Source organism: Legionella bozemanae (assembly GCF_900450575.1).
GTDB lineage: Bacteria > Pseudomonadota > Gammaproteobacteria > Legionellales > Legionellaceae > Legionella > Legionella bozemanae.
This window is the reverse complement of sequence record NZ_UGGY01000001.1, coordinates 404,001-415,832: the sequence shown is the minus strand read 5'-3', so window position 1 is coordinate 415,832 and position 11,832 is coordinate 404,001. Positions and strand designations below refer to the sequence as shown.

Below are 11,832 nucleotides of genomic sequence, written 5' to 3'. Positions count from 1 at the left end.
GACAACAAAAAAGAATAAAATGATGCATTTTACCTACTTTTGCTTAAAGTTTATACCCTTGATATGCAATTAACCTAGAAAAAGCAGTTGAGTTCGTAGCGAGCAAGCTAAAAATCCAGTAGATTCGGTGCTATTAGTTGGCACAATAGAACTCAACTGCTTTTCCAGGCTAGCTGTACTGATTCGCTAAAATAACTTGTAGCCCTGCTTCAGTTAATGATAAATATTTATAATTAGGATCAGCGGTCGTTCGCTCCAGCCATTCATTAGCGATGCATATATCCGTTAATTTTTGCAGATCGGCAACAGATACAGATTGTCCTAATTTTTGAGAAAGCATTGCTGCTGCCTCCTCTTCCATATTTAAAAAAACTTGATCTCGAGTCGCACTGCGATTTTTCATCTCATCATAAAATAATTGCAAAATATCCAGTTCATTCATGATGATGGTCCTTAAAATAGATCACTTGAATACTTACAGTATAAGCTTAAATTAATATCATAATTATGAATAAAAGAAGAAAAAGAACAATAATGTTCAATTTATTCTTGCAAAAAGATTACCTTAGCATTATCCCAAAATCTGATCTGTTAACGTATTATCCAATTGTGCTGTAGGTGATTCAGAATTATTGTCCCCTAGACCAAAAAATGATTGGGGTACGCTGCCTAGTCCTCGATTTATTTTTTGCCGAGATAATAGAGGAGTTAAAGCATGAACCAAATCATTCATTTGGGCAGCAGCCTCAGTTAATTCTTGGGAGGAGCAATCTTTTTTGGTCAGTTCATACCAAGTATATCGTGTTACCATTTTGTTATAAGGTTCTGGTTTTTTCAGAAGATCTTTGTTGAGAGGGTGTTTTGGATTTTGCTTTAACCAATGCAATAAACTTTCCTTATCAGTAACATAGCTGTTTGCAGGAACATTATGCCACTGTTCCTCTTTCATATATTGTTTCACCAATAATATAGGTGTTTCTACCTCATTATAGGCTATCATTTCATCCTTAATCCGGGTTTTATCATTCTCCATTAAAGCAGTTCGTACATCCTCCAGCTTTTTTGATAAATCGTTATATTGAGTGTACAAAGTTTTTAAAGCATCCAACTGTCGTTTTTCTTCTGGAGATAAAGGATCTTGGGGATTGGTCAATTCCTTTATGAGTGTGTTGATTTTTTCTAATTCACTATCATTTAATAATGTATGGGATTCCCTTGGGCCCTTGCTTTCTAAATCTGGAACTTCCAAATCCTCCTTTACTACAACAACATCTTGTAATTCTCCTCTTATTCGTTGGAAGCCATCAAAATCAACATCATCGATTAAGTCATCTGCATGCAAACCGGCTTGAAAAGCCCTCGTATGTAAATCGATGTCTTGCGTTAAAGTATGTTGCAAAGCGAACGCATTCCAAAAACCATCCATCTCATGCAGTAATCCACTCCTAAAACCAAGCCAGAACGATTCAAGCATGTTGATTGCAGTATTGTAAACCAAAAAAGCGGTTATAACTGCAAAAGTAGTTGCCATTACTGCCGCTACAAGTGGAAAAATAACCACTGTAGTCAGTAGAAAATTCTTCGCAGTAGAAACCCCGAGATCCTTAAAAACAGATGCCAAATAAATGGGTAAGCTGATTACCCCAGCAACTCCCAAAAGAAATGCAATCGCTTCATAAAGCGCATTGTATACCAAGATACGTAATGGCAATACAATGACACCTAATACGATCGCTAAAAGACGTTTTAGAACATACATAAAATGCATTTATAATGAAAAAGTTGCATAAAAAATCCCTTTATGCTCAAGAACAACACTTTGAATCACGCACATCGCATGTTACCCTTGCACATGTTTAGGTTTAACACAAGTCAATTCAATATGGAAGCAGTCGATGTCATTATTATAGGTGCAGGTGCTGCAGGTTTAATGTGTGCCATTGAAGCGGGCAAACGTTACCGTAAAGTCCTAGTATTGGATCATGCGAATAAAGCAGGTAAAAAAATTTTAATGTCGGGAGGAGGCCGTTGTAATTTTACGAATTATTATATTGAACCTGAAAAATACAATTCCCATAACCCTCATTTTTTTAAATCTGCTTTAACCCGCTACACTCAATGGGATTTTATTGAGCTTGTTAAAAAACATAAAATTCCTTTCTATGAAAAAACTTTAGGGCAATTATTTTGCGATAATAAATCAAAAGACATTGTAGATATGTTGCTTAAAGAGTGTGATGTCGCAGGGGTCGAGATCCACCTAAATACCAGTGTAGAAAAAATTCAAAAATCACAAAGCTTTAAACTGCATACCACTAAAGGGATATTCCACTGTCAATCTCTAGTTATTGCCAGTGGGGGGTTGTCCATACCTACCATGGGAGCCAGCCCATTTGCCTATAAAGTTGCAGAGCAATTTGGGATTAAAGTATGGCCTACGCGCGCTGGATTGGTTCCTCTTACTCTGGACGTATTAGAAAAAGAAAGAATTGCCCTGCTTTCCGGGATTAGTATTGATAGTTTAGTTAAAAATGCGCGTATTGAATTTCGTGAAAATACCTTATTTACTCATCGCGGTTTGAGCGGCCCTGCAATTTTACAATTATCCTCTTATTGGCATGCAGGGGAACATATTTGTATCAATTTACTGCCTGAAATCAATCTCTTGAATTACTTAAAAAGTGCGCGAACTGAAAAACCACAGAAACAATTAAACTCTATCTTGTCTACACATTTACCTAAACGCGTTATCGAACTCTTTATTTCACCAGAACTTGCTGAAAAGAAACTTGCTGAACTCTCAAATCATCATTTGGAATCTGTAACAAAACAACTTAACTCTTGGTTGGTAAAACCTAATGGGACTGAAGGATATCGTACTGCTGAAGTCACTATTGGTGGTATAGACTGCCATGCAATTTCTTCCAAAACTATGGAAGCTCAAGATATTCCAGGGCTTTATTTCATTGGCGAAGCCTTGGATGTTACCGGTTGGTTAGGAGGATATAATTTTCAATGGGCTTGGTCATCGGGATGGGCCGCTGGGCAAGTAGTGTAACACGCGCAATACGCGAACAGAGGAACAGTCATTTTACATAAAAAAGAAATAAGCAATTACTGTCAAAATTATGGATAAAATAAAGTAAATTAATTTACCAAGATGCATCTCACTTAAAAGATTTTTTGCCTTTTCCCAATAATCAATCAGATCAATGGTTAATGAGTTACCAAACCATAAATAGATGGGGCGCTGCCAAAATGGTTTATCCAAAAATCCGCCTAAAACAAATAATTGCTTGTTACATAAACTACAATAATAAACCGCTTGATCTGTAGTGACTAATCTTTTTTCCCAGCAAACAGTGGGTTCCATGCGTTGTCGGCAAAACTTACACTGAATTTTCATTTTTTTGATATTTTATGCTATGTGATCAATATTCTACCACAAAAACAGATGAGGAGAATCGGAAGTAAATCATCAAATAGCTATTTAGACAGGCTACCTGACTCTTTTCATCAAATACGTACCCAATAATGCAAAAATAAAAGTGGGGCCCAAAGCAGCTAATTCAGGCGGCAACTGAAATACAGTGCTGAGCGGACCAAAAAAACGGCTCAAGATATGAAAGCTAAATCCCACTGCAGCCCCCACCAACAGTTTCGACCCCATAGTCGTTGAGCGCAATGGACCAAAAATAAAGGGGATGGCGAGGATCATCATTACCATGGTCGTAAGTGGTTGAATAATTCGTTGTAAAAAAGCAAACTGATAATTATGCACATTCTGATGATTGTGTTTTTGCTCCCGTATGTAGCGATTCAATTCTTTTAAAGTCATTTCATCAGGCTCAATACTGCTAATCATTAAGATTTTTGGTTTTACGGCTACGTCCCAAGGAAGGGAAATAAAAGTCTGGACTTTAGTTTGATCAGCATCAAAATCTGTTTGTTGTATCCCATAAGCAACCCAACCTGTTGAGGTATACCTGGCTTCATAAATAAAACGAGACATTTTTAAATGATGGTGATCATCAAAACGAAATTGATAAATGTTATTGAGGACATTATTGGGCAGTATTAGACCCACAGAAATAAAATCATTTCCATAGCGCATCCAAGATCCCTGTGCGGTTCTTAATGCTTGTCCTCCACTGATTGCAGCAGTCTTATAGTCATTGGAATAGTGAGATAAGTAGGGAACTAAAGTTTCCCCTAGCACCGTAACCAATACGATAAGTAATACTGATGCTTTTAAAACTGCCCAAGTTACTTGGCCAATAGACATTCCTGAAGCACGCATTATGACCAATTCGCTATGATTGGCCAAAATCCCAAGCCCAATCAAACAGCCAAGAAGGCTTGCCATGGGAAAAAATAAATAGACTTGATAGGGCATTTGTAACAAAATAAAAAAAATTGCCTGCACAATACCGTAGTCAGCTCGCCCTAAATCACCTATTTCACCGACAAATAAAATAAAAATTTGCAGCCCTACTAACATGAGTGTGACTAAACCAATAGAGCTTAAAACTGTTTTTGCAATGTAACGATCTAATATTTTCATACTCATGCCAACTTCACCTGATTACGCCAGTTAAGTACTAATCCAAAACAAATAACGATCAGATGTACCCACCATAAACCTATCCATTGTGGCGTTTTTCCGGAAATCATTACATCGCGCGCAATGAACAATAAATTTGCATATACAATATAAATAATAATTGCGGGTAATAACTTGGCATATTTTCCTGAACGAGGGTTAATACGACTCAAAGGAACAGCAATTAAAGTCAAGGTAAATACCATGATCGGTACCGATAAACGCCATTGTAATTCAGCAGCCTTGGCAACGTTTTCATTATTATAAGGTAATAAACTTGCTGTGCTCATTGTGCGAAGATCATCAGAAATTTTGATTACAGGATGTGGTAGCCGTGCTTTATATTGGCCAAATTCTGCGACTTGATAATCCGCCTGGCCAGGAATTCCCTGGTATTCTTTGCCATTTTGCAAAATAATGTAGTCCTCTCCTGTTTTTGCATCTGTTTCAGCAAAGGCTTGATCGGCCCATAATATATCCCAACGTGTTTGTTCATTTACAGAACTTTTTTTTGCCAGAAATATTTGCTCTGCCTTAGTATGATCACGGCTCATAGACTGGACATAAAATACTTCCTGACCATCATTAATGCTATGGAAACGTCCAGGCATAATCGTCTGTACTAAAGTTTGTATTCCTGTACTACGCAACAACTTGGCACGTTCAATATAAATTAAGGGACTTCCCCAAATCATGATTACCGCAACAATAATGGCTACCCCTGTCGCCATAATAAAACTGTGTTTTAATAATTGATTTGGTCCATAGCCACAAGCCCCTAATACCGTCATCTCACTTTCAGCGTATAAACGGCCATATGCAAGCAGCATAGCAATATAAAAACCTAATGGAACCAGGAAGCTTAATAAAGTGGGCAATTCCAATATCATTAACTTCATAATAATGACGCCAGGAATACTTCCAGAAGCAGCCCTGTTGAGATATTGAATCAGCTGATTACTCAGAAAAATTAACACCAGTATGGAGGTTAGCGAAATCAAAGTGATAAACACTTCTTTAGCCAAATAACGAAAAATGATCACCCAATGCCCCCATTTTAGTAATCTCATTTATAGAATCATTCTCATCTTGAGGCATTGTATCCTCTTGTAGAAAACTAAAAAAGCCTTTTTTCCCCGCCCTAGAAGCGCCCATTCACTAGATTATTTTGTTGAAATTTAATTAATAGAGCAATAAATTTATATATTGTGTTTTTATTGTCCATAATATCAACTAAGTTATAAAGGAATAATTTAATGGACCTCAACTCGATATGAAAGTTGAGGTTCATTCTACATCACAAAATAAGGATTAAATAATGTCTAAAAACAAACAGTTAAAAGATTATCAGCAAAAAAGGGATTTTAGAAAAACTAAAGAGCCGCAAGGAACAACCTCAAAGAAAAAGGAACATATCTTTGTAATTCAAAAACATGATGCCAGCCATTTGCATTACGATTTTCGTTTACAAAACGATAATGTATTAATTTCTTGGGCTATTCCTAAAGGACTATCAACAGCCGCTAATAAAAAGCGATTGGCCATCCGTACCGAAGATCATCCCCTAGATTATGCTAAATTTGAAGGCATCATTCCTGAAGGGGAGTATGGAGCAGGAACAGTTATGGTGTGGGACTTTGGTCATTATGAACTCATTGAAGACAAAAAACCCATGGAAAAAGCCTTAAAAGAAGGGGCTTTAAAATTTTTCTTACATGGAGAAAAAATAAAGGGGGGTTATGCCATGGCACGTACCCAACAAAAAAAAGATAAGGAGCAATGGGTCATTTTTAAACTTGATGATGATGAAGCTGATGCTCGGAAAAATCCTGTGAGCACCAAACCAAATTCAGTATTAACAGGTCGCTCTCTAAATGAAATTGCTAAAGAAGAGAAAAAAGATGAATAAATTATTCAAACAATTATCCAATTCGATGCAAAATAAGCTGGATAAAAAAGAACAGAATCAAGAAGTTTCTCCGATGCTCGCAACCCTAACTCAAGATTATTTCTCTGATGAGCAATGGATCTACGAACGAAAACTCGATGGAGAACGTTGCCTTTTGCATAAAAAAGATAATGAAATTCATATGATTTCACGAAATAATGAAGAACAAAAAGAATTTTATCCTGAAATTGCTCAAGCTTTACTTGATTTTCCGGGCAATTTTATCATTGATTGTGAGTTGGTTGCATTTCGTGGTAAAACAACCAGCTTTGAACAATTGCAACATCGAATGCACGTGAAGAATCCAAATCAAGAATTAATCAAAAAATATCCAGTGTATGCTTATGTCTTTGACTTTTTATATTATGAAGGATATGGATTAGAAAAATTACCGCTTCGTAAACGTAAAGGGCTTTTAAAATCTACTTTTGAATATAAAACCCCCATTCGTTATCTGCCTCATCGCAATAAAGAAGGGGAAAAATATTTAAAAACTGCGTGCGAAAAAGGTTGGGAAGGCCTCATTGCAAAAGATGCCATGGCTCCATACCAGCATAGTCGTTCTAAAAAATGGTTAAAATTTAATTGCATGAATCAACAAGAATTTGTTATTGGAGGCTATACAGATCCTCAAGGAACTCGAAGTGGTTTTGGTGCTTTATTAATTGGTTATTATGAACACGAAAAATTAAAATTTGCTGGCCGGGTAGGAACAGGTTTTAATGATGAGCTTCTTGATTTTTTACACAATAAAATGAAAAAACAAGAACAACAATCTTGTCCTTTTAGTCAATATGAGGAATCAGAGAAGAACGTTCATTGGCTTAAACCCAATCTTGTTGGTGAAATTGGTTTTACAGAATGGACGCAACATGGAAAATTAAGACATCCTCGTTTTTTGGGCCTTCGAAAGGACAAGGATGCGAAAGAAGTACACCGAGAAGAGCATACAAAATAGGTATTATAAACCTCTGGGAGGAGCCCTATGAAAATTACCGGTGTTGACATCTCTCATCCAGATAAACAACTTTATCCAGATGACAAGATTTCTAAAAAAGAAGTTGTAGAATATTTTTATAACATCGCAGATTATCTTCTGCCTTTTGTAAAAAATAGACCAATCAGTCTGAAACGATACCCTGATGGTATTAATCAGGAGGGTTTTTATAACAAACATCGCCCTGATTATTTTCCTGATTTTATTGAACAACTTACGATACCCACTATACAAAATAATTCAGAAATGAACATGGTGGGCGTCCATTCTAAAAAAGCTTTGGTTTATTTGGCGGGACAAAATACATTGGAGTTACACATTTCCCTATCAACTATGTCTTCAATCGAAAAACCCGATCAAATTATTTTTGATTTGGATCCACAGGATGATGATTTTGAAAAAGTGCGTGAAGCAGCCCTTGCTTTAAAAAAACTATTTGATGAATTTGAGCTTACAACCTTTGTCAAAACTTCTGGTTCCCGTGGCCTACATATACATTTACCTATCAAAGCGCACTACAAATTTGATAAAATTAAAGAGATTTCAAGAAAAATAGCAGAAAAGCTGCATCAACGACATCCCCAAATAACGACTTTGGAACAACGAAAAAATAAACGTGGAAATAAAGTATTTATTGATTTTTTACGCAATGATTATGCGATGACAGCAATAGCACCCTATTCTTTACGTGCCAAAAAGGGAGCTCCTATAGCAACACCCCTGGAATGGGAAGAACTGAATGATCGTTCATTACACCCCCAATCCTATCATTTGAAGAATATATTTCAGCGTTTAGGGAAAAAAGAAAACCCCTGGAAAAATTTTAATAAATACAATCGACATATAGAGTTAGATGCTCTATTTGATTAATGTACCCAAATTTTATTCTGATAGGCTTTTTCCACCTACGTGCCGCAGCACGTAGGTAATGTGTCAACATATCTTAATGGACAGAGATTTTTTTCAATGCTTCACCAGATAGTTTGGTATCGCAATGTAACGCAATATCACCTAAAGACACCACCCCGGACAGTTTTTTATCTTTATTAAGCACAATGAGTCGGCGTATTTTTTTCTCCTTCATGCTTTCAAATGCTTTTTTAACATCATCGCTCTCAAAACAATACCATACGTCTTTATGCATCACATTTTTTACCGGCGTATCCAATGGATTCTTATTGGCAAGAGCAGAGATAACGAGATCACGATCAGTAACTATACCGACAATTTTATCTTTTGCTTTATCGCCAATGGGTAAAAACCCTGTATCTAATTCGCGCATTTTTTTAGCTGCTTCAGTAATCGTAGCAGTGGTAAGTAGGAATTCTGGTTTAGATGACATAATTTCTTTGACTTGCATGATACCCTCCTTGAAAATAGTTTTCCTTAATAAGTGGTAAAAAAATCATATTATTGACTCAAAATTAAACAAGTCTTTCTTAAGAGTATATCAATTTTTCAGAAAATCAATTCCTGATCTTTTTAAATTCATGTGAGCTATGGATTATGCATGAAATCAGCGGTATAAGGTCACCCGATCAAGGAACAGTCATTTGGCGCATCTTAAACGAAAATTGCTCCGGAAAAATACTCACATAGCCGCCTATGCCCCGTTTCCCGAAGCAATTTTCGTTCATCCTGCACTCAACTATACCTGTTCGATCAAGGTTCCGACCTACTATAATCAATGAAAATAAAAAAGCAGTTCAGACTTAAATACTGGAACTGCTTTTTTAAAAAAGATATTTAAATTAATGCTTTACTTCAGATGCCTTTTTAGCTTCGTGTACAAAACCTAACATTGCCTTCTCAATAATTTGAAAAGATTTTTGCATGTAATCTAAAGCTTTATGGCCATTTTCAACAGCAAGACTAATTTGCTTCTCCAACAGTTCTTCAGGCTTTTTAATACTCGCAATCTCTTCAGGCTTTAGATAATGCATACCTTGCAAAGTTTTCACATTCAATTCAGCTATAGCTTGAAAAGGTTCTTGAAATTTTTTAGCCATTTCAGTCCATCTTTCGAAATTTTGTTGCGCCATGATACTCTCCTCTATGTTGCATTGCACAATTTAATATTAGTCTATAGAGAACAAATTTGTCAATGGGTTAGGAATTTTTTTTTTGCAATGCAGCATAAAAAATAATTTTTAAATCCTCTTATCGTCCGTTGCGTTAAAACTCAGCCAAGACACCTAACCCTTAAATAAACTCTGCCATTGTTGCATCATTTTTTGCATTTGCTGATTCCAAGTTTCAGTCGCTTGGCGATAAGGATTATTTTGTAAAGGTTTCTCCATAACTTGAAACATCTGTTCCATCATCTGTTTTAAAGAAGCATGCATAGGATGATTTGCTAGAGAAATAATTTGTCGCAAAATATCTGAAGATAAAAATTGAGTGGAACCAGCCTCCATTTCCACAATAATTTGGAGCAAAATGGCATTCGTTAAGTCCTTCTCGGTGAGTGAGTCTTCCACTTTAAATTGCACCCCATCTACTACATAGCGTTGCAATTCTTCAAGGGTAATATACTGACTTGTCTCAGTATCATAAAGCCGGCGATTTTTGTATTTTTTTATTAATCGAGTCATAATTTTCTCTTGATATTTAGACGATTTTGCATTGTTAAAAACTTCATCTTTTTTCCTCTTCCTAAAATGGAAGAGGATGGATCTTTAATTAAAGAAGAGAATGCAATCTTATTAATACATATGGAGCCCGCCGTTCACGCTAAGATTAGCCCCGGTAATATATCGACTTTTTTCACTAACTAAAAATTCTACGGCCCAGGCAATTTCTTGAGTCTGTGCTAAACGCTTCGCAGGAATCTGGGCGATAATCCCTTCTAAAATATCTGGTCTAATCCCTTTCATTAATCGAGTATCCACATAGCCAGGAGAAAGACTGTTCACCGTGATGTTTTTACTCATGAGTTCTTGTGCCAAACTTTTGGTAAAACCATAAACACCTGCTTTTGAGGCGGCATAATTTGCTTGCGAAAATTGGCCTTTTTGCGCATTCACCGAAGAAATATTAACGATTCGCCCAGATTCGTGCTCACGCATATTTTCAACTACATGACGGGTGACATTAAACATGCCATCAAGATTAACAGTTAATACTTCATCCCATTGCTGTTTCGTCATTTTTGTAAATACAGCATCTCGAGTGATGCCCGCATTATTAATTAGCACATCAATATTGCCGTATTCTTCAATAATAGAAGAAATAACCTTTCCGCATTGCTCATAATCGGTTACATCCATATGACGAAAATGGATATTCTTATATCCTTCATTCATTAGCTCTTTTTTCCATGCTTTTCCATCTTCTGCAGAAACTAAATCAAGAGAAAAAACATGTTTATAAGAAGAGTTCAACTCCTTTGCAATTGCTGTACCTATATCTCCGGTACCCCCAGTGATCAATACAATATTATTATGTTGCATATGGTTCTCTATGAGTTAGGATTTGCGACAATTAATGATAAAAGAGACTGTAAATGCCCAGGATTATCAATAAATCCAGGGCTTAATTTTACATATACTGCCCACCATTAATATCCAAGTTTGCGCCGGTAATAAATCCACTATCGGGGGATGCTAAAAAAGCAACCGCATCAGCTATTTCTTTTGGATTTCCCAAACGACCAACAGGGATACTTGCGATGATTGATTTGAGCACCTCTTCTTTTAAAGAAGTGAGCATAGGAGTTTCTACATAACCAGGAGAAACCGTATTCACCGTAATGCCTTTATTTGCTACTTCTAAAGCCAGACTTTTAGTGAACCCATACAACGCGGATTTAGTTGAAGCATAATTACATTGACCAAACTGGCCTTTTCGCCCATTAATGGAAGAAATACTTATGATGCGGCCAAAACCTTTATCGATCATAATTGGGATTACATTGCGGGTCATATTAAATACGCTAGTCAAATTAGCATCGACAACATATTGCCATTGATCTGGGGTCATTTTTCGTAAGCTGCAATCTTGAGTAATGCCTGCATTATTAATCAGTACATCCACACGACCATAACGCTCCATGACTAAAGCCACGATTTTTTCGCAATCTGCAAATTGTGCGATATCACCATAAACGATATCAATATCGTAACCCAGCTTTTTTTGCTCTTCTTGCCATTGCTTCGCTTCTTCATGTTTTCCATGTTTGAAATAACACGCGACAACTTGAAAATCGGCGGCTAAGCGTTGACAAATGGCTGTGCCTATACCACCAGTTCCACCAGTAACTATTGCTACACCTTTCATCATAAC

General features: G+C 36.4%; 14 protein-coding genes. 4 read left to right on the top strand and 10 right to left on the bottom strand.

What is annotated here, in order from left to right:
* Nucleotides 1-169 precede the first annotated feature (169 nt).
* Nucleotides 170-442 (bottom strand): hypothetical protein, encoded by a 273-nt coding sequence (locus tag DY223_RS01925; RefSeq protein WP_058458062.1) that lies wholly within the window; start codon nucleotides 440-442, stop codon nucleotides 170-172.
* Nucleotides 443-571: 129 nt separating this feature from the next.
* Nucleotides 572-1,759 carry a hypothetical protein gene (locus tag DY223_RS01920; RefSeq protein WP_064115058.1) on the bottom strand — a complete coding sequence of 396 codons (1,188 nt, stop codon included), beginning with the start codon at nucleotides 1,757-1,759 and terminating at the stop codon, nucleotides 572-574.
* A 123-nt stretch (nucleotides 1,760-1,882) separates the two neighbouring features.
* Between DY223_RS01920 and DY223_RS01915 the strand changes: the two genes are divergently transcribed.
* On the top strand, nucleotides 1,883-3,058 hold the full coding sequence (locus tag DY223_RS01915) for a BaiN/RdsA family NAD(P)/FAD-dependent oxidoreductase (RefSeq protein WP_058458060.1): 1,176 nt from the start codon (nucleotides 1,883-1,885) through the stop codon (nucleotides 3,056-3,058).
* Nucleotides 3,059-3,091: 33 nt separating this feature from the next.
* Here the strand turns inward: DY223_RS01915 and DY223_RS01910 are convergent, their stop codons facing one another.
* From DY223_RS01910 to lptF, 3 genes are all read right to left on the bottom strand, one after another.
* Entirely contained in the window at nucleotides 3,092-3,406 is a 315-nt protein-coding gene (locus DY223_RS01910; RefSeq protein ID WP_235810456.1) for a hypothetical protein, read from the bottom strand.
* A 93-nt stretch (nucleotides 3,407-3,499) separates the two neighbouring features.
* Nucleotides 3,500-4,570: an LPS export ABC transporter permease LptG gene (gene lptG / locus DY223_RS01905; protein ID WP_058458058.1), complete on the bottom strand. Its 1,071-nt coding sequence runs from the start codon at nucleotides 4,568-4,570 to the stop codon at nucleotides 3,500-3,502.
* Nucleotides 4,567-5,646, bottom strand: coding sequence for an LPS export ABC transporter permease LptF (gene lptF, locus DY223_RS01900; RefSeq protein WP_058458098.1), 1,080 nt, complete (start codon nucleotides 5,644-5,646; stop codon nucleotides 4,567-4,569). The genes lptG and lptF overlap by 4 nt, the downstream gene beginning before the upstream one ends.
* Before the next feature lie 275 nt (nucleotides 5,647-5,921).
* Between lptF and DY223_RS01895 the strand changes: the two genes are divergently transcribed.
* From DY223_RS01895 to ligD (DY223_RS01885), 3 genes are read left to right on the top strand one after another with little or no spacing between them, the layout of a single operon-like run.
* Complete coding sequence (locus DY223_RS01895; protein WP_058458057.1) at nucleotides 5,922-6,512, top strand: DNA polymerase ligase N-terminal domain-containing protein; 591 nt, start codon at nucleotides 5,922-5,924, stop codon at nucleotides 6,510-6,512.
* Nucleotides 6,505-7,509, top strand: coding sequence for a non-homologous end-joining DNA ligase (gene ligD / locus DY223_RS01890; protein ID WP_082642387.1), 1,005 nt, complete (start codon nucleotides 6,505-6,507; stop codon nucleotides 7,507-7,509). Before DY223_RS01895 ends, ligD (DY223_RS01890) begins: the two co-directional genes overlap by 8 nt.
* Nucleotides 7,510-7,536: 27 nt before the next feature.
* Nucleotides 7,537-8,418, top strand: coding sequence for a non-homologous end-joining DNA ligase (gene ligD, locus DY223_RS01885; RefSeq protein ID WP_058458056.1), 882 nt, complete (start codon nucleotides 7,537-7,539; stop codon nucleotides 8,416-8,418).
* 73 nt (nucleotides 8,419-8,491) lie between these two features.
* On the opposite strand, the gene DY223_RS01880 is transcribed toward ligD (DY223_RS01885), so the two are convergent.
* The 5 genes from DY223_RS01880 to phbB (DY223_RS01860) all read right to left on the bottom strand — a co-directional run bounded on the left by DY223_RS01880 (nucleotide 8,492) and on the right by phbB (DY223_RS01860) (nucleotide 11,829).
* Nucleotides 8,492-8,908: a CBS domain-containing protein gene (locus DY223_RS01880; RefSeq protein ID WP_058458055.1), complete on the bottom strand. Its 417-nt coding sequence runs from the start codon at nucleotides 8,906-8,908 to the stop codon at nucleotides 8,492-8,494.
* Between the two features lie 391 nt (nucleotides 8,909-9,299).
* On the bottom strand, nucleotides 9,300-9,590 hold the full coding sequence (locus DY223_RS01875) for a phasin family protein (protein ID WP_058458054.1): 291 nt from the start codon (nucleotides 9,588-9,590) through the stop codon (nucleotides 9,300-9,302).
* A gap of 153 nt (nucleotides 9,591-9,743) precedes the next feature.
* Nucleotides 9,744-10,142 (bottom strand): polyhydroxyalkanoate synthesis regulator DNA-binding domain-containing protein, encoded by a 399-nt coding sequence (locus tag DY223_RS01870; RefSeq protein WP_058458053.1) that lies wholly within the window; start codon nucleotides 10,140-10,142, stop codon nucleotides 9,744-9,746.
* 111 nt (nucleotides 10,143-10,253) lie between these two features.
* Complete coding sequence (gene phbB / locus DY223_RS01865) at nucleotides 10,254-11,000, bottom strand: acetoacetyl-CoA reductase (RefSeq protein WP_058458052.1); 747 nt, start codon at nucleotides 10,998-11,000, stop codon at nucleotides 10,254-10,256.
* An 88-nt stretch (nucleotides 11,001-11,088) separates the two neighbouring features.
* The gene (gene phbB, locus DY223_RS01860; protein WP_058458051.1) at nucleotides 11,089-11,829 is read right to left on the bottom strand and encodes an acetoacetyl-CoA reductase; all 741 of its coding nucleotides are present in this window, start codon (nucleotides 11,827-11,829) and stop codon (nucleotides 11,089-11,091) included.
* Nucleotides 11,830-11,832: the final 3 nt, after the last annotated feature.

Bases quoted from the DNA above. Each gene is read 5' to 3' on its own strand.
- DY223_RS01925 (WP_058458062.1), bottom strand. From the start codon at position 442: ATGAATGAACTGGATATTTTGCAATTATTTTATGATGAGATGAAAAAT.
- DY223_RS01920 (WP_064115058.1), bottom strand. From the start codon at position 1,759: ATGTATGTTCTAAAACGTCTTTTAGCGATCGTATTAGGTGTCATTGTA.
- DY223_RS01915 (WP_058458060.1), top strand. From the start codon at position 1,883: ATGGAAGCAGTCGATGTCATTATTATAGGTGCAGGTGCTGCAGGTTTA.
- DY223_RS01910 (WP_235810456.1), bottom strand. From the start codon at position 3,406: ATGAAAATTCAGTGTAAGTTTTGCCGACAACGCATGGAACCCACTGTT.
- lptG (WP_058458058.1), bottom strand. From the start codon at position 4,570: ATGAGTATGAAAATATTAGATCGTTACATTGCAAAAACAGTTTTAAGC.
- DY223_RS01895 (WP_058458057.1), top strand. From the start codon at position 5,922: ATGTCTAAAAACAAACAGTTAAAAGATTATCAGCAAAAAAGGGATTTT.
- ligD (WP_082642387.1), top strand. From the start codon at position 6,505: ATGAATAAATTATTCAAACAATTATCCAATTCGATGCAAAATAAGCTG.
- ligD (WP_058458056.1), top strand. From the start codon at position 7,537: ATGAAAATTACCGGTGTTGACATCTCTCATCCAGATAAACAACTTTAT.
- DY223_RS01880 (WP_058458055.1), bottom strand. From the start codon at position 8,908: ATGCAAGTCAAAGAAATTATGTCATCTAAACCAGAATTCCTACTTACC.
- DY223_RS01875 (WP_058458054.1), bottom strand. From the start codon at position 9,590: ATGGCGCAACAAAATTTCGAAAGATGGACTGAAATGGCTAAAAAATTT.
- DY223_RS01870 (WP_058458053.1), bottom strand. From the start codon at position 10,142: ATGACTCGATTAATAAAAAAATACAAAAATCGCCGGCTTTATGATACT.
- phbB (WP_058458052.1), bottom strand. From the start codon at position 11,000: ATGCAACATAATAATATTGTATTGATCACTGGGGGTACCGGAGATATA.
- phbB (WP_058458051.1), bottom strand. From the start codon at position 11,829: ATGATGAAAGGTGTAGCAATAGTTACTGGTGGAACTGGTGGTATAGGC.